The organism is Arthrobacter sp. 05N429 (genome assembly GCF_056397045.1).
This window is the reverse complement of sequence record NZ_JBFTMQ010000009.1, coordinates 85862-103120: the sequence shown is the minus strand read 5'-3', so window position 1 is coordinate 103120 and position 17259 is coordinate 85862. Positions and strand designations below refer to the sequence as shown.

The following is a 17259-nucleotide window of genomic DNA, read 5'->3' as shown; positions in this document are numbered from 1 at the left end:
GCCAGACGACAGGAATTCCTTCTTTTCCGTCGGGGCCATTCTTACAATCCACGAGGACGGCAAGGCACTCCGTGTCAAAGTCGCCGCCGCCCAGGTGGCACTGCAGTTCGTACTTGTATTGGTTGGGGTCGGCATGCATGGCTCCCGGTTGAAGCGCCACAAATTTCCCGGTCGCAGGGTCCAGTCTCCAGCCACCGACGTCAACGCCCTGATTGCCAAAACCAGCGTCAATTCCATCACCCTCCGCGATCGCCGGGCTAGAGATAAATAGCGTTCCGACTAGAATGCAGGCAATGCCGATTGAGCCCACGACGCGACGCCAACGGGGCGAACTCGATTGGCTCATCGAATTGGGTGAAGACTGGAAAGCTGCCACTCACCGGTCTTGTACGTCACGAGCATGACGTTTCCGGTGTCGGATGGCTGCGTGCGTTCGCGAAATTCAGTTCCCCCCGACGCAATGTATGTAATTGTCCCTTGCTGCACCTGCACGACGACCTGATATTGGCCGTCCGCGTCAGATTCAAAAGTCGTGCTGATCGATGGAGTTTCAATGCGCCCTCCAGCCAGCCATCGATCGTTCGTGTAGTTCTCGGCCAAGGAGCTGGTTATCTTGGCACAGAACTCGCAGGAGGGAGCTGTTACAGATTCCAATCCTGACGCATTCCCTGTTTCGTAGGCGAAGTTCAACTGCGCAAACCAGTACCGCGCGAACGCCTCGAGCCCTTCCTTCGTCTCCGCCTTCGCAGCTTCCGGCAGCACCGGAACTGGCACGTTCTGTGCCCTGCCGGAGGCGTCCGCCGGTTTGTAGCTGGCCGTCGGGGTGGGGGAAGCCGTGGGAGTCGGCGTCCCAGCCAAGCTCGAAGTCGCGGGCGCGGCTGTTGCACCAGGAGTTGTTCCTCCGCCAGTGCACGCTGTGATTGGCAGCAGGGTCATCGCAACCAAAACGGCGCAAATGCGTCTCCGGCGGCCGAAGGTTGAAGTGCGAGATGTCATGGTCAGCTATTCCCCCCGATAGAAAATCAAGACGCCTGAAGCCAAACAATGCCTTAAGGGTAACCGACATCACATTTGGGACATCAAAGTTATCCACAGGCGCTTGATTGACCTCGGCTCCCACCGATTTCCCGGCGCAGGCCTCTGGCGCTTTTCTACATGGCCCAGAACAATGAACCCATGATGTTCGAACATGCAGACGAAAATCCCATCCTCGTACTCGATGACGACCAGTGCTGGAAGCTGATTGAAGGCACGAAACACGGCAGGCTCGTGGTCGTCGTGGGCGGCGAACCCGATATTTTCCCGGTGAACTACGCCGTCAGCGGCCGGAAGCTCTACCTCCGGACGGCCCCCGGCAACAAACTCGCTGAACTGACGATCAATGCCAAGGTGCTGTTCGAAACGGACGGCATACTCGCCGATGAGGCCTGGTCGGTTGTCCTTCGCGGCACCGCCCGGGTGCTGGACCAGTCCGCCGACATCGCAGCGGCAGAGGCCCTGGGGCTCAAGCCGTGGGTGCCCACCCTGAAGGACTTCTACGTCGAGATCGAGCCCACCACGGTCAGCGGGCGCCATTTCCAGTTCGGCGAGCATCCGGAGCGGGAGATCTAACAGAGGTACGACGGCGGCAACGTTGCCTGCTCGACTTGGCCACCACCGTCGACCGCTAAACGACCTAATCCCGCGGGGCCCCCTCCGGCCTGCCGCCCGACCGGCCGCCGCCTAGACTTAATTCATGGCGGACAAGCTGACACCCGAGCGGCGCAGCTGGAATATGTCCCGTATCCGCGGGAAGAACACCAAGCCTGAACTGCTGGTCCGGAAGCTGCTGCACGCCAAGGGCTACCGCTACCGGCTCCACGGCACCACTCGTGGCGGACGCCTCCCTGGCAACCCGGACCTGGTCTTCGCCGGCCGCCACAAAGTCATCTTCGTCAACGGCTGCTTCTGGCACTTCCATGACTGCCGGGTGGGGCAACACGCGCCCAAGGCCAACGCCGAGTTTTGGGAAACCAAACGTACTCGAACGCGGAACCGCGACGCCCTGCAGCGCGATCAGCTCGCGAGCCTGGGTTGGGAAGTCCTCACCGTCTGGGAGTGCGGGCTCAAGGATCTTTCCGCGCTGGAAAAGCAGTTGGACGAGTTCCTGCTGGCCAGCAACTCCCGCCCCGCCGCAGCACGCCCCGCACCTGAACCACCCGCCCCAGCACCACCCGCCCCAGCCCCTCCCGCGTCTGCCTCCGCCCCAGAAAACTAGACCCGGTGGTGGTCGATCAGCCAACCGGCCATTTGCCGGGCGCGGCCGGCCGCGGCGAGGTCCCCCTCGGCCGCTGAAACGATCGAGCCCTTCATCAGGATGTGGCAGGACCGGGAAAACTCTTCCGGATCCCTCAGCCCCGCTTCCTCGGCAAGCTGCTGCACGTGGCCGCGGATCTTCGCGAGGTAGTCGATGCTGGCCTTGCCCAGCGGGTGCCCTGGTCCCATCTCAAGCAGGATGTTGACGAACGAACACGCTTCGAAGTCCTCGCGCGCAAACCAGTCGGCGAACACGTCAAAGACCGCCAGCAGCTGCTCCTCAGGGTTGGCTCCCCTCCGCAGCGCTTCGGCGACAATCTTGTCCACAGTCCACTGCTGGTCCCTTCGCGCCAGGAAGGCGAGCACCAGTTCGTCCTTGGACGCAAAGTGCCGGTAGAAGCTCGCCTTCGCCACACCCGAGCGGCTGATCAGTTCATTTACGCCGACGCCGCGGACACCGCGGGCGGAGAACAGTTCGTAGGCGACCGCGAGAATCCTTTCCCGGACCCCGGGCGCAACAGACCCGCAGTCGGCCGCGCCACGCGGCCGCGGTCCTGATAGTCCGGCATTAGCTGAGAGCGGCATAAGAATCACTTTGCGTCTATCCGAGACAGACTGTTCTGCCTCGGGTAATATCCGAATCTGGGGACAAGGACCCTATCGGGTCCGCACTTACTCGTACTACTACTCCACGGGAGAGCGCCAGATGCCGCACTTGCTGAGGTCCACCACGTCGCCCAGGACTGCCACGTGGCCGTCGAAGTCATCCCCTGGCTTTCGGCCGCAGGAGTACCGGCGGTCCCCCGAAGTCGATCCGGATCTCGAACCCCTGCGTCGGCAGGTATCCGCGATCATTGATGCGATTCTCTCCGACACCAAGCCCGAAGAGGCTCAGGTACGCGAAAAACTTCGCCGGCATGTCGCCAACAACCCCGGCCAGCCGGAAAAGGCCCTCTTGAGCCACCTCCTGTCTGTTTCCGTGGACCAGGAAGCCAGCTAGCGGCGACTCCAAGGAGTACGTCAGCGGCTGATGGTCGCCTGACGCACCACTTCGCCCCAGGACTGCTGTGCCAGGTCCGCCACGGAGGCCAGAATTTCCGCCGGTGGCCTCGACAGGTCGAGCGGGAATTCCACCACGTCGATGTCGGTGTTGAGGATCCTGCGCAGCTTGATCTCGCCCGCGCCCGGATACACCAGCCAGGCTGTCGGCACGCGCAGGGACGTGCAGTACGCCAGCATCCGGTAGTGGTCCCCCGACAGGGACGCCCCGGCGTCGGCCGCGGCCTGGTACTTGGCGTCGTAGACCATCACCGGCCGGCCTCCCAGGAAGTGGACGGCGCCGGGCTGCACCACGATCCGGTCTGAATCGCGCACGGCCTCGTTGAGCAGGGCGTTGTAGCGTAGGCGCATCTCCCCCGGATATGCGGCCATGGCCTCGCGGAGCGCGGTCCCCACGAAGTCCTCGAAGACCACGGACATGTCCACCACAAACGACGCCGACTGTTGCGTGCCGTCGCCGGCCTCCGCCGAGGCGTGGCGCAGGATCACCTCGGCGAGCCGCAGCGCAGCCTGGTACCGGGTGTTCATCCGGCTGGCCCGCCATGCCGGCAAGGGAGCGCCGGACTGCAGCCGGGTCACGGCGGCGAGCTTGCCCTTGAGCTGGCGGAGCCGGCTCAGCACCTCGGGCCGCACACCCGGGACCTGGGACATCCGTTCCAGCGCCGCCCGCAGGATGCGGTTCTCCGCGATGTCCTCGGTGAACTCGTCGTAGGACACCTCAAGCGGCACGAGCATCCCGGGCCGGCGCGAAATCTGGTCCGAAATGCGGATCCGGCCCTTGACCGTCCGCAGCGATTCGTCGACGTTGAGGTAGCCCTGCAGCACCCCGCGGCTCAGCGCACGGTCCGAGAGCTGAGCGAGCGACTCCGCGAGTGCACTCCACAGATCCGCTTCCTCGACCGCGGCGACGGAATCCTCCCGGAAGCCCTGGTCCCCGGCGTAGCCGAGCAGGAACAGGAGCCGGTCCAGGCCGAGCCGTTCCTTGGGCCGCACTTCGAGCTGCACCGTCGGCGTCCGCACCGAACCGACTTTGCCCACGGGCTCGATCCGGTACAGCCCCATGCCCATCGGCGAGGCTTTGGCCAGGCCGCTGCCGTTCAGGAAGGCCGCGCTGTCCGGGTCCAGCCGGTCGACGACGCCGCCGGAGAGCTCGTCCAGGACGATCCGACGCGCAGGCTGGGAACCCGGCGCGCCGTGGCTGGCGGGCTTCGGCCGGCTAGGCGCGCGCAAGGCGGTCAAGCAGCGGGTCCAGCCCGAACCGCTCCTCCAGCTGGGCCCGGTTCAGCTGGCCGTGGTAGTGCTCCTCCAGCAGCGGCATCAGCTCGTACTTCCAGATCCGGCGCAGGCCCTTGGGCGTCTGGGCGGACTTCTTCATGAAGTAGGACGGGCCGATCATGAGGTCCCGGTCCCACTCATCGATGGCGTCGTTGAGCGCGTCCATCAGCAGGGCCGGCGTCGTGTCCAGGTCGCGGGCCTGCAGGAACCGCAGCAGCGAGCCCTTCACCGGCTCGGTCTTGGGGTGCAGCTCAATGAAGGAGAAGCGGCGGCGGATGGCGGCATCCATCATCGCGATGGACCGGTCCGCGGTGTTCATGGTGCCGATGATGTAGAGGTTGTCCGGCAGTGTGAACGGCTCGTTGGGGCTGTACTGCAGGTAGATCCGGTCGTCGCGGTATTCGAGCAGGAAGTACAGCTCGCCGAACACCTTCGCAAGGTTCGCCCGGTTCATCTCATCGATAATCAGGAAGTACGGCTTGCTCTCGTTCCCGGGCTTGGCCGCCTCTTCGGCGATCCGGCGCAGCGGCCCGGCCACGAGTTTGAAGGACACCTGGCCCTCTTCGGTCTTGTCCGGGCGGAAGCCCTCGAAGAAGTCCTCATAGGCGTACGAGGGGTGGAACTGCACCAGCTTGACGCGTTCGTCGGTGGTGTCGCCGGCGAGCTGGGCGGCCAGGTGCTTGGCCAGGTAGGTCTTGCCCGTGCCGGGCGGGCCGTACAGCACCAGCTGCCGGTTCTCCTCCAGCAGTTCGGCGATTTCCTGCAGGGGCTCCAGGTCCATGTGCAGCGACGCGGCGAACTCCGGCGTCAGCGGGCGGAACCCCTCACAGGCAGGTTCGACGACGGCGGCCGGCTCGGTGCCGTCGCCGGGCTCGGCTTCCGCTTCGGCGGGCAGCAGCGCTTCAAGGGCCTGGATGACACGGGTGATGTCCACGATGATGCCGGAGGTGGCCAGCTGCCGCTGCACGTGGCGGGGCAATTCGGTCATATTGTGGGTTTCGTCGAACCAGCGCACCTTGCGGCGCAGCCGGCGGTTGTCGTCGTGGTGCTCAGGTTCACCGAGAACCACCCCCACCCGGACGGTGCCGGCGCTCTGGTAGAGGGTCAGGTCGCCGGGCTTCATCACGGTCAGGAAGGCGAAAACAGCGGTCTTGGTGTCCTCCCGCTCCACGTAGCCGAGGTGCTTGTAGTCCTCGTCCACGGCGTGCTGGACCAGCCCGGCGGTGACGCCGGGGTCCAGCAGGCGGAGGTGCTCGACGTCGAGCGTTACCGATTCCTCGGTCTGCCAGGCGCCGAGCAGTTCGGCGTTGTCGTGGTGGGTGCGCAGCAGCCAGGCACGCCGGCCGGGGTCGCCCACCTTCCGCCACTGGCTCACCAGTTGCCGGGAGTACCAGTCGATCCGTTGGCCGGCCTGTTCGTCGAGGTGCAGCCGGATGCGGTGGATGTCCGCGGAGATTTCCTCGTCCGTGTCGCCCTTCGCCCCGCCCACCAGGGAGGCAAAGGCGTCGCGGATCTCCTGGCGCTCGACGTCGGCCACCACAGGCTCGAAGTAGCTGGGCCAGACCAGGAATTCGATGCTGCGGCGGATGGCCGGCTGGTCATCGGGGGTGCCGGCCACCAGCTGGTGGAAGGCCAGCGGATCCTTCACGGCCGCCGCGACGGCGCCCGCCGGACGCTGGGCGACGTGCTGCACGAACCGGCAGAGCCATTTCAGGTGGTCCCAGATGGTCCAGTTGAACTCCGCGGTGCGGTCCCGGATGACGCCGTGATCGGTCATGCCGGCGAACAGCTCGTCCGGCAGTTCCAGCGGCGGCTCCAGCCAGGACGCGGCCTCCGCCACCCGTGCGCGTTTGACCTTGAGGGATTTCACCTCGTGGGCCAGCGGCAGGGACTGCAGGAACAGCAGCTCCACGGCCAGCTGCTTGGCGCCCCGGGACGCGTCCTGGAGGTTCTGCCGCAGGTTGGTCATCATGGGAGCTTTGGGATCCGGGACCCCGCGTTCGAGGCGGTTCAGCAGCTCCGCGGCGGCCTGCACCGACCACGTTTTGGTGCGTCCGTCCAAGGCGGACGGTTTGCCATGCAGTCCTGGCCCCAAGACAAACCACGCCGCGTCTTCGATCTCCTTGGAGATGCCGAGGGCGCGGTGCATGGCAGGCTTTTTGGATGGGGTCATGCTTTCAATTTACAGGCTTAAGCTGACAGCCCGCATCACGGTACGCCCGGAACCTACTGGGAAGTAGGTGCGGAAGAGCGCGCGGCCTCCCATTCAGCCGTCGCTATTTGACGGCGGGATGCCGCTTGACGCCAAAGGTGAAGTAGCTGCCCGGCCCGACGAAGTTGATCAGCGTGGCGACCCGCCACATCGCCTTGCTGCCGCGGATCTGATCCGCCGGGCGTCGCGTGATGTCCGTCTGGGCCGCGACAAGCAGCGAGAGTTGGACGGCGGCCGTGGTAATGGTTCCGAACTTCGCCGCCGGCGAGAGGTCTTTCCACGCCTTCTTCCGGGCGTAGTTCTTGCGCTTGCTCGCCATCATCTGTGCTCGTTTGTTCGCCATGATCCGCGCTCCTTGGCTTCGGGGCTGACTGCCCTCGGATTGTTCATTCTAGGGACGATCCGTAGAGCGAGGTAGAGGCCATGGGACCGGTTCTGCTTGGCACCTTGGGAGGAGGCTTCGCTCACCCGGAGTGAACCGGCGTGAACCGGGCGAGCTTCCCCTTCTGCTCGGGCGTCAGCCTGAGCACCCTTCCGGTGGCCTCGTCCACGAACGCCAGATGGCTCGTGGCCCGGACGCAGTCCTCGCGGGTGACGGGATCCTGGACGAGGTAGTGGATGTCGAAGCTGGCACCCTTCACCGCACCGATCCACAGCTGGACCAGGGCCGGCACATTGCGGTACTCGAGCGTCCGCACGTAGCGGATCTTGTGCTCCACGATCAACGCAAGCGTCCCCTCCGGGACCTCGTTGAAGAGAGGTACCGGAGGCTCAATGCCCGGCAGCCCGGAGCCCCGGGGCGGCCCGAAAGCCGCGATGCGGGCCTCCTCGAGGATCCGGACGATCTGGACGTTGTTGATGTGGCCGTAGGCGTCCATGTCGCCCCAGCGCATCGGGATCTGCACCTCGATGCGCCGGGCATGAGCGGACGCTGGCTCTGTGGACTCTGCCGCACGGCCGGCGGTGCTCAGCTGTGCACCGCTGTCGCGTCGTCCTTGAGCACCTGGTCGGCGTCCTCACCGGCGAACTGGGACATGTAGAGGCGGTAGTAGGCGCCCTTGAGGTCCAGCAACTGGGCGTGGGCCCCCTGCTCCACGATCCGGCCGGCCTCCATCACCAGGATGGTGTCGGCGTCGCGGATGGTGGAGAGACGGTGGGCGATCACGAAGCTGGTGCGGTCGGTGCGCAGGGCGGCCATCGCCTTCTGGACCAGCACTTCGGTGCGGGTGTCCACCGAGCTGGTGGCCTCGTCCAGGATCAGGAGCGAAGGGTTGGCCACGAAGGCCCGGGCAATGGTGATCAGCTGCTTCTCGCCGGCGCTGACGTTGTTGCCTTCCTCGTCGATGACCGTGTTGTAGCCGTCCGGCAGGGCGCGGACGAAGCGGTCCACGAAGGTAGCCTTCGCCGCTTCCATCACCTGTTCCTCGGTGGCGTCCAGCTTGCCATAGCGGATGTTGTCGTAGATGGACCCGCCAAACAGCCAGGCATCCTGCAGCACCATGCCCACCTTGGCGCGCAGTTCCGCGCGGCTCAGATGGGTGATGTCGACACCGTCGAGGGTGATGCTGCCGTCCTGGAGCTCGTAGAAGCGCATCACGAGATTCACCAGGGTGGTCTTGCCGGCACCGGTGGGTCCGACGATCGCGACGGTGTGCCCGGGCTCGGCCGTGAAGGACAGGTCCTCGATCAGCTGTTTGTCCGGGGTGTAGCTGAAGGTGACGTTGCGGAACTCGACGTGGCCGTCGGTCTTGGCCGGGAGCTTCTCGGTGGCGGTCTCGGCGTCCTGCTCGTCGGCGTCGAGGAATTCGAAGACCCGCTCCGCGGAGGCGACGCCGGACTGGAGCATGTTGGCCATGCCCGCCATCTGGCCCAGCGGCTGGGTGAACTCGCGCGAGTACTGGATGAACGCGGTGGCGTCGCCCAGGCTCATCCCGCCGGAAGCGACGCGGAGACCGCCGACGACGGCGATGCCGACGTAGCTGAGGTAGGACACGAACTGCATGACCGGCATGATCATGCCGGAGACGAACTGCGCCCCGAAGCTTGCCTTGTAGAGGGCCTCGTTCCGCTCGTCGAAGCGTTCCAGCATGTCGGCGTCGCGGCCGAAGACCCGGACCAGGTCGTGGCCGGAGAAGGACTCCTCGATCTGGCCGTTGAGCTCGCCGGTGTTCTTCCACTGGGCGGCGAAGAGCTTCTGGCTGCGGGAACCGATGATGCCGGCGGCGACAGCGGAGAGCGGCAGCGCGACCAAGGCAATCAGCGCCAGCTGCCACGACACGATGAACATCATGATGACGATGCCGATGACCGTCAGCGCCGAGTTCACCAGCTGCGCGAAGGCCTGCTGCAGCGCCTGCTGGATGTTGTCCACGTCGTTCGTGACACGGGAAAGGATGTCGCCGCGCTGGCGCGTGTCGAAATAGTTCAGCGGGAGCCTGTTGAGCTTCTTCTCGGTGTCGTCGCGCAGCTTGCGGACAACCCGCATGACCAGGATGTTCAGGACGTAGCCCTGCAGCCAGAGGAAGATGTTGGCGACGAAGTACATCACCAGGACCACGCTGATCAGGAATGCTAGCTCCTGGAAATCGATGCCGACGCCGGGGACGACGTCCATCTTGGAGAGCATGTCCGCGAAGTTGTCCTGCCCCTGGGCGCGCAGGCCCTCGACGAACTGCTCCTTGGTGCCGCCGGCCGGCAGCTGCTTGCCGACGACGCCGCCGAAGATCACGTCCATCGCCTGGCCGAGGATCCGCGGCGCCACGACGTTGAGGACCACGGCGACCGTCACCATCGCAAGCACGGCGATGATGCCGGCCCGCTCCGGCTTCAGCAGGCCCATCAGCCGCTTCGCGGAGGGCCAGAAGTGCTGGGCCTTCTTGGCCGGAATGTCGCCGAACATGCCGCCGTCGGCCTCGCCGGGCCGGTATTCCTCTTCGTAGAAATCGTCGTCCGGCTCCGCGCCGGGGACCTGCGGGTCGGAGAGCTGGGATTCGGCGGCCGGCTCGTCGGCTGCCGGGGAGGCCTGCCCTGAGGACTCCGACTTCCTGGAGTTTGGCGAGACGTTCTCTTTGGTGCTCATGCCACTGCCTCCGCGGTCAGCTGGGATTCGACAATTTCCTGATAGGTACTGGAGCTCTCCAGCAGTTCTTCGTGCGTGCCGCGGTCCACGATCCGTCCGTTGTCGAGAACCAGGATCTGGTCGGCGTCGGCGATGGTGGAGACGCGCTGGCCGACGATGATCACGGTGGCATCGGCGGTTTTCGCCTTGAGCGCCCGGCGGAGCCTGGCATCTGTGGCGACGTCGAGTGCGGAGAAGGAGTCGTCAAACAGGAAGACCTTGGGCTCGGTGACGAGGGCGCGGGCAATGCAGAGCCGCTGGCGCTGGCCGCCCGAGACGTTGGTGCCGCCCTGGGCAATCCGTGAGCCCAGTCCGTTCTTCTTCTCGCGCACAAAGTCCGCGGCCTGGGCTACGGTCAGCGCGTCCCAAAGTTCCCCGTCCGTGGCCTCGGGCTTGCCGAAGCGCAGGTTGTGTTCGATGGTCCCCGAGAACAGGTAGGGCCGTTGCGGCACCATGGCGACGCGCTGGGTGATTTCCGCCCGGTCCAGCTGGGTGACGGGGACGCCGTCGAGCAGCACCTCCCCCGAGGCGGCGTCGTAGAGACGGGGCAGCAGGGCCAGCAGGCTGGACTTGCCGGCGCCGGTGGAGCCGATGATCGCCACGGTCTGGCCGGGCTCGGCGGTGAAGCTGATGTCGCTCAGCACCGGCGCTTCGGCGCCGGGGTAGGCGAACGACACATTCCGGAATTCGACGCGGCCGGCCTTTGCGGCCGGTGCCACGGGGGTGAGTGCCTCGTGAATGGAGGGTTCGACGTCGAGCACCTCGCCGATGCGGTCCGCGCAGACCGAGGCGCGCGGAATCATCATGGCCATAAAGGTACCCATCATGACCGCCATCAGGATCTGCAGCAGGTACTGCAGGAAGGCCGTAAGCGCGCCGACCTGCATTTCGCCCGCGTCGACCCGCTGCCCGCCGAACCACAGCACGGCGGCGGTGGAGATGTGCAGGATCATGCCGATGGCCGGGAACATCAGCACGAAGAGCGCACCGATTTTCAGCGAAACGTCGGTCAGTTCCTTGTTGGCCGCGCCGAACCGCTCGGCTTCGTGGGGTTCGCGGACGAAGGCACGGACGACGCGGATGCCGATGATCTGCTCGCGGAGGATGCCGTTGAGGCGGTCGATCTTGACCTGCATGGACCGGAAGAGCGGCATCAGACGGACTACGAGGTAGCCCACCACCACGATGAGCACCGGCACGGAGACCCAGACCAGCCAGGACAGGTTGAGGTCCTCGCGGAGGGCCATGAAAATGCCGCCGATGCACATGATGGGTGTGGCCACCATGAAGTTCAGGCCCATCAGCATCAGCATCTGCACCTGCTGGACGTCATTGGTGCCGCGCGTGATCAGCGTCGGGGCGCCGAAAACGTTGACGTCCTTCGCGGAAAAACTCGTGACCTTCCGGAACACGCCGCGGCGCAGGTCGCGGCCGAACGCCATGGCGGCCTTGGACCCGAAGTACACCCCGGCGATCGCGGTGGCGACCTGGATCAGCGCGACGCCGAGCATCACGCCGCCGGTGCGCCAGATGTAGTCCGTGTCGCCCCGGGAGACTCCCTCGTCAATGATCTGGGCGTTCAGGCTGGGAAGGTACAGCGCCGCGATGGTAGAGGCGAGCTGGAAGAAAATGACTGCCCAGATGTATGGCAGATACGGCTTCGAATAGCGCCGTATGAGAGTGACGAGCATGCCCACGAGTCCTTAAGGAAATACCGAATAAATGAGGCTGGAGAAGGTTCTGGCGAGGGAACATCCACCGGATGCTCCTATTACTAGCAGAGGGGGCCGACAGCCATAGCCATCCAACTCTACGAAACGACCGTCCCGCGGGGAACATCGGCGACGGAAAATCATCCAAACGGCGTACTTTTCGCTCCGCGGATTCCCGTGAAGCCCGCGGCCGCCCCTGTCCGGGCCGGCCGCGGTGCCGCCAGCGTGCAGCCCGCTCAGTCGCTCAGGCGCTGGCTTTCGCGCTGCCGGCTGAGCACGTCAACGAATTCCCGGTCGAGGTCGACGATTCCGGTCCCGGCCACGGGGCTGGCGGATGCCGCCGAGGCGGGGGCCGCCGACTCAACCGCAGTCGCGGCGGACGGGGCCGGGCCGCCGTCGCCCTTTGCTGAAGGGCTGACGATGTCCACGGTGCGCCGCAGCGGCTGTTCCTTGATGAAGAGGATCGCCACCAGGGCGACCAGGCCGATGATCGCGGAAATCATGAAGATCTGGGCGGTCGCGTCGCCGTAGGCGGCCCGCATGATTTCGCGGACGGGCTGCGGCATGTCCTTGAGGTCCATGCTGGCGCCGGCGCCGCCGCTGACGGGAATCCCCGCGGCGGTGAGTCCCTCCGTGGCGAGTTCCTTGACCCGGTTCGCCATGACGGCGCCCAGGACGGAGACGCCGATGGCGCCACCGACCGACCGGAAGAACGCTACCGAGGCGCTGGCGGTTCCGATGTCGCTGGCCCGCACAGTGTTCTGCACGGCCAGGACGAGGTTCTGCATCAGCAGGCCCAGGCCGAGGCCGAGGATCGCGGTGTAGACGCCGGTCTGCCAGAGTTCAGTGGTGTGATCGATGGTTCCGGTCAGTCCGAGGCCACTGATCAGCAGGATGGCTCCCGCGATCAGGTACCGCTTCCATTTTCCGGTCCGGCTGATCAGCTGCCCGGAAACCACGGAACCGATCAGGTTGCCGGCGATCATGGGCAGGGTCAGGAGCCCCGCTTCGGTGGGCGACGCGCCGCGTGCCACCTGGAAGTACTGTCCGAGGAAGGTGGACGAACCGAACATCCCGACGCCGACGGCGATCGAGGCCAGGATGGCGAGAGCCGTGGTGCGCTGCGAAATGATCTTCAGCGGAATGATGGGCTGCGGCACCTTGGACTCCACCAGGACCAGCAGTGCCAGCAGGACGACGCCGCCGCCCACCATGGCCACGCTCTGCCAGGACCACCAGTCGTAGTAGTCCGGGTTGCCGGCGAACGACACCCAGATCAGCAGCAGGCTCACGCCGGAGGTCAGCAGGATGGAGCCGAGCCAGTCAATTTTCGCGGGCCGCCTGACGTGCGGCAGCTTCAGGGTGACCTGCAGCAGGATCAGGGCGATCACGGCGAGCGGGACGCAGACGAAGAAGGTCCAGCGCCAGCCCAGCGGGCTGTCCACGATGAAACCGCCGAGAAGCGGTCCCCCGGCCGTGCCCACGGCCATGACGGCGCCCATGTAGCCGGAGTACTTGCCGCGGTCGCGGGGCGGGATGATGGAGCCGATGATGGCCATGGCCAGCGCGGTGAGCCCGCCCATGGCGATGCCCTGGATGACGCGGGCGGTCAGCAGCAGCGGGATGGTCTCCGACAGGCCCGCCATGACGGAACCGGCCACGAAGATCACGATGCTGAGCTGGACCAGGAACTTCTTGTTGAAGAGGTCGGCCAGCTTGCCCCAGATTGGGGTGGTCGCGGCGTTGGCCAGCAGGGCCGCGGTGATGACCCACGCGAAGTCAGTCTGGGTCCCGTGGAGCTCGGACATGATCGTGGGCAGGGCGTTCGCCACGATCGTGCTGCTGATGATCGCGGTGAAGAACGCGGCCAGCAGGCCGGTCAGGGCTTCCATGATCTGGCGGTGGGTCATCACCGCCGGCGGTGCGGGGGGCTGTTCTGTGCTTGCTGCCATGGGGCGCTCCTCAAACAATTTCGGTCGTGGTGGTGGATCCGGCCGTCGTTGCCCGGGCTGATGTCCTGAGGGACTCAGCAAGTTTCTGGAGGGTGTTCGTTGTCTCTGCGACGTCCTTCTCGCTCCAGTCCTGCAGGAAGCCAAGGAGTGTGGCGGCGCGCTGCTCCTCGATGAAACGGAGCTTCTCGACTCCAGACGCGGAGAGCGCGATCAGCTGCGCCCGTCCGTCCAGGGGGTCGGGCCGGCGGACCACATAGCCCTGTTCCTCCAGTTCGGCAATGTGCCGGCTGAGGACGGGGGCACTGACTCCGAGCCGGTCCGCGAGCGTGGTGGCCCGGGCTTCCCCCTCCCCCACGAAACGCAGTACGCCTTGGAGGGCCACACCTGTGTCTTCGCCGCGAAGCTTCACGGCGGCTACGCAGCGGACGGCGCGTTGCAGATCGAAAATCTGGTGGACGAGTTTGGCTGCGGTGTCCGGCGCGACTGCCATCACGGCTCCCTATTTTTTGCCTTTGCTGGCTTTGCTTGCCTTAGGCAACAAATATATCAGGAAATTAGTTACTTTGGGAAACTAACCCTGTTTTCGGGGGTGCCGCCGGCTTAAACGCCGGCGCGGACCGGCAGCATTGCTGCCGGTCCGCGCTGAGCGTTTTTCCAGTGGGAGTTGAGCGTGGGGGCTCAGGCCTCCAGGTGGGTGGGGGCGAACATCTGGAGCAGGGTTTCGACGACGACGACGTTCGGTCCGTCGGCGGCGAAACCGGCCTTGAGCGCGTCCCCGACGTCCTCGGGGGCAACCCGGACGGCAGGGACCCCGAAGGCCTCGGCCAGCTTGACGAAATCGGGGCGGGCGAGCTCCGTGGCGGTAGCCTTGCCGAAGGCGCCCACCATGTATTCGCGCAGGATGCCGTAGCCCCCGTCGTCGACAATCAGCCAGGTGACCGGAACATTGTGCTGCTTGGCCGTGGCCAGTTCGGAGATGGAGTACATCGCCGATCCGTCGCCCGAGACGGCGAGCACGCGGGCCGAGCCGCCGGGCTTGCCGGTGGTTTCCAGGCCGACGGCGCCGCCGATCGCCGCCGGGAAGCCGAAGCCGAGTCCGCCGGCGCCCTGGGCGGAGTGGAACTGGCCTTCGCGGGCGTCCCAGCAGCTCCAGGCCCAATAGGCGGAGATGGTCATGTCCCAGAACGTCTGCATGGCGGCGGGAACGGCCTCCCGGATGTCAGCCATGAACTTCAGTTCCTTGCCGAGGTCCTGGGATTCCAGCCGGGCCTTGACCTTGGCCAGGGTTTCCTTGACCAGCGTCTCCGGCGAGGTACCGTGCCAGTCCGCACGCTCCCCGTGCGGCTCCGTCAGGGCGGCGTCGAGCGCGGCGAGCGCCTGGCCGGCGTCGGCCCGGATGCCCAGGCCGGGTCGGTTGGATTCCAGCACGCGGGGTTCTGCGTCGATCTGGATGATCCGGCCGCGCGGCTCGAAGGTGAAGTAGTTGGAGGTGACCTCGCCCAGGGAGGAGCCGATCACGATCAGCACGTCGGCGTCCTCGAGGAGCTCCGTCATGTGCTGGTCCTCGATCCAGGACTGCAGCGAGAGCTCGTGGTTCCATGGGAATGCCCCGTTGCCGCCGGGGGTGCAGATGACCGGAGCCCGGAGCTTCTCCGCAATGGAGAGCAGGGATTCCTCGGCCCGGCCGCGGCGGGTGCCGCCGCCGGCGATGATGGCCGGACGTTCCGCCGTCGACAGCCATTTCACGGCCTCGCGGACGAGTTCCACGCGGGGCGGATTGTCGGCCGCTTCGGCGAGGGCGTCCTCCACCGGGGGAACCATGATGGGATCCAGCAGGACGTTCTGCGGGATTTCCAGCCACACGGGGCCCTGCGGCGAGGAGATCGCTTCGGTCCAGGCGTCCTGGATGGCGGAGGGGATGCCCGAGGCGTGCTGGATCAGCCGCTGGCTCTTGGTGACGTTCGCGGCCGAGGCCTTCTGGTCATCGAGCTGGTGCAGCATGCCCTTGCGGCGGGCGCCGAGTCCTTCCAGCGGGATCTGGCTCGCCACGACCACCATGGGAACGCCGGTGGCGTAGGCCTCCTGCAGCCCGGCCAGGGACGTCAGCGCACCCGGGCCGGTGGAGAGGAAGAGGACGCCGACCTCGCCGGTGGCGCGGGAGTAGCCGTCGGCGGCGAAGGCCGAGTTGTTTTCCACCCGGGAGGAGACGAAGTGCAGGTTGCCGCGGCCCATGGCGTCGAAGAGGCCCAGGGCGTGCTGGCCCGGGATGCCGAAGACGGTTTTGGCGCCGAGCGCCTCGAGGGTCTCGACGACGAGGTCGCCGCCGTTGCGCACGCCGGTCACTGGGAGACCCCGCTCTCGACGCGCTGGGACGCCGGTGTCGCGAAGCCGGCCGGGCGGCGGGATTCCTGGCCGAGGGCCTGGGCGGCGTAGCCGTTCGCCGTGCCGAAGCGGTTGCCTTCAACCGCGCGGTCCGCCATCAGGGTGACGAGCTCGTAGGCCACGTGGCTGGCGGCGACGCCGGTGATGTCCGCGTGGTCGTACGCGGGGGCCACCTCGACGACGTCGGCCCCGACCAGGTTCATGCCGCGGAAGCCGCGGATGATCTCCAGCAGCTCGCGGCTGGTGATGCCGCCGGCTTCCGGGGTTCCGGTGCCGGGCGCGTGGGCGGGATCGAGCACGTCGATGTCCACCGAGATGTAGAGCGGGCGGTTGCCGATCCGGTCGCGGACCTTGGCGACAGTTTCCAGCACACCCTGGTAGTAGACGTCGGCGGAGGTGACGATGCCGAAGCCGAAGCGGTGGTCGTCGTCGAGGTCCTTCTTGCCGTAGAGCGGGCCGCGGGTGCCGATGTGGCTGATGGCCTCGGTGTCCAGGATGCCTTCCTCGACGGCCCGGCGGAAGGGCGTGCCGTGGGTGTATTCCGCGCCGAAGTAGGTGTCCCAGGTGTCCAGGTGCGCGTCGAAGTGCAGCATGGCGACGGGCTCTCCGGCCCGTTCGGCGGCGGCACGCAGCAGCGGCAGCGCGATGGTGTGGTCCCCGCCGAGGGTCACCAGCTTGCTGCCGGAGGCGGTCAGGTCCAGGGCGTTCTGCTGGATGGTCTCGATCGCTTCATTGATGTTGAAGGGATTGACGGCCATGTCGCCGGCGTCGGCCACCTGGATGTTTTCGAAGGGGCTGACGTCCCAGGCCGGGTTGTACGGGCGCAGCAGGCGGCTGGCCTCGCGGATGTGGTTGGACCCGAAGCGGGCGCCGGGGCGGTAGGAGACCCCCGAGTCGAAGGGCACGCCAACAACGGTGACGTCCGCCTTGGCGACCTGGTCCAGCCGCGGCAGGCGCGCATAGGTGGCGGCTCCCGCGTAGCGCGGAATGCGGGATGAATCGATGGGGCCAAGGTTGCCATTGGCCTCGATGCGCAGCTCTTCCAAAAGAAAGCCTCTCCTTCGAGGATTGACCGACGGGTGTGACAGCCATCATACACTCGAAGTTGCCTCTTGTGCATCAAATGTTTACTCGTGCGCTCTGGCTGGTGGTGGCGGGCGGAGATGGGCGGGGGGCGACGGCGAGCGACTGGCGGGCAGGCGGCGATGGACTGAGCTGGGCGGTGTTGACGCTCCTGCCCAGTTACCTACGCTC

At 66.2% G+C, this 17259-nt stretch carries 15 protein-coding genes; 3 read left to right on the top strand and 12 right to left on the bottom strand.

From position 1 onward, the window contains the following. Positions 1–342: 342 nt before the first annotated feature. Positions 343–936 (bottom strand): DUF6318 family protein, encoded by a 594-nt coding sequence (locus tag AC1DF4_RS15035; protein WP_476913621.1) that lies wholly within the window; start codon positions 934–936, stop codon positions 343–345. Positions 937–1176: 240 nt separating this feature from the next. Here AC1DF4_RS15035 and AC1DF4_RS15030 point away from each other — a divergent pair, with 240 nt between their 5' ends. Both AC1DF4_RS15030 and AC1DF4_RS15025 read left to right on the top strand, forming a co-directional pair. Then, positions 1177–1611, top strand: coding sequence for a pyridoxamine 5'-phosphate oxidase family protein (locus AC1DF4_RS15030; RefSeq protein WP_476913620.1), 435 nt, complete (start codon positions 1177–1179; stop codon positions 1609–1611). Positions 1612–1735: 124 nt separating this feature from the next. Further along, complete coding sequence (locus AC1DF4_RS15025; RefSeq protein ID WP_476913619.1) at positions 1736–2257, top strand: very short patch repair endonuclease; 522 nt, start codon at positions 1736–1738, stop codon at positions 2255–2257. Here the strand turns inward: AC1DF4_RS15025 and AC1DF4_RS15020 are convergent. Further along, complete coding sequence (locus tag AC1DF4_RS15020) at positions 2254–2880, bottom strand: TetR/AcrR family transcriptional regulator (protein ID WP_476913618.1); 627 nt, start codon at positions 2878–2880, stop codon at positions 2254–2256. The genes AC1DF4_RS15025 and AC1DF4_RS15020 overlap by 4 nt on opposite strands. Positions 2881–3001: 121 nt before the next feature. On the opposite strand from AC1DF4_RS15020, the gene AC1DF4_RS15015 reads away from it, so the two are divergent. Beyond that, positions 3002–3295, top strand: coding sequence for a hypothetical protein (locus AC1DF4_RS15015; RefSeq protein WP_476913617.1), 294 nt, complete (start codon positions 3002–3004; stop codon positions 3293–3295). A gap of 20 nt (positions 3296–3315) precedes the next feature. On the opposite strand, the gene AC1DF4_RS15010 is transcribed toward AC1DF4_RS15015, so the two are convergent. The 10 genes from AC1DF4_RS15010 to speB all read right to left on the bottom strand — a co-directional run bounded on the left by AC1DF4_RS15010 (position 3316) and on the right by speB (position 17051). After that, complete coding sequence (locus AC1DF4_RS15010) at positions 3316–4584, bottom strand: 5-methylcytosine restriction system specificity protein McrC (RefSeq protein WP_476913642.1); 1269 nt, start codon at positions 4582–4584, stop codon at positions 3316–3318. After that, entirely contained in the window at positions 4571–6802 is a 2232-nt protein-coding gene (locus AC1DF4_RS15005; RefSeq protein WP_476913616.1) for an McrB family protein, read from the bottom strand. Before AC1DF4_RS15005 ends, AC1DF4_RS15010 begins: the two co-directional genes overlap by 14 nt. 103 nt (positions 6803–6905) lie before the next feature. Further along, positions 6906–7184 (bottom strand): hypothetical protein, encoded by a 279-nt coding sequence (locus AC1DF4_RS15000; RefSeq protein ID WP_476913615.1) that lies wholly within the window; start codon positions 7182–7184, stop codon positions 6906–6908. Positions 7185–7305: 121 nt separating this feature from the next. After that, on the bottom strand, positions 7306–7734 hold the full coding sequence (locus tag AC1DF4_RS14995) for an acyl-CoA thioesterase (protein ID WP_476913641.1): 429 nt from the start codon (positions 7732–7734) through the stop codon (positions 7306–7308). 74 nt (positions 7735–7808) lie between these two features. Then, entirely contained in the window at positions 7809–9740 is a 1932-nt protein-coding gene (locus tag AC1DF4_RS14990; protein ID WP_476913640.1) for an ABC transporter ATP-binding protein, read from the bottom strand. 176 nt (positions 9741–9916) lie between these two features. Further along, positions 9917–11650: an ABC transporter ATP-binding protein gene (locus AC1DF4_RS14985; RefSeq protein WP_476913614.1), complete on the bottom strand. Its 1734-nt coding sequence runs from the start codon at positions 11648–11650 to the stop codon at positions 9917–9919. Between the two features lie 257 nt (positions 11651–11907). Beyond that, entirely contained in the window at positions 11908–13623 is a 1716-nt protein-coding gene (locus AC1DF4_RS14980; protein WP_476913613.1) for an MFS transporter, read from the bottom strand. 10 nt (positions 13624–13633) lie between these two features. Continuing rightward, the gene (locus AC1DF4_RS14975; RefSeq protein WP_476913612.1) at positions 13634–14113 is read right to left on the bottom strand and encodes a MarR family winged helix-turn-helix transcriptional regulator; all 480 of its coding nucleotides are present in this window, start codon (positions 14111–14113) and stop codon (positions 13634–13636) included. Positions 14114–14301: 188 nt separating this feature from the next. Next, positions 14302–15966 carry a thiamine pyrophosphate-binding protein gene (locus AC1DF4_RS14970; RefSeq protein ID WP_476913611.1) on the bottom strand — a complete coding sequence of 555 codons (1665 nt, stop codon included), beginning with the start codon at positions 15964–15966 and terminating at the stop codon, positions 14302–14304. Beyond that, the gene (speB, locus tag AC1DF4_RS14965) at positions 15963–17051 is read right to left on the bottom strand and encodes an agmatinase (protein WP_476913610.1); all 1089 of its coding nucleotides are present in this window, start codon (positions 17049–17051) and stop codon (positions 15963–15965) included. Before speB ends, AC1DF4_RS14970 begins: the two co-directional genes overlap by 4 nt. Between the last annotated feature and the right edge of the window lie 208 nt (positions 17052–17259).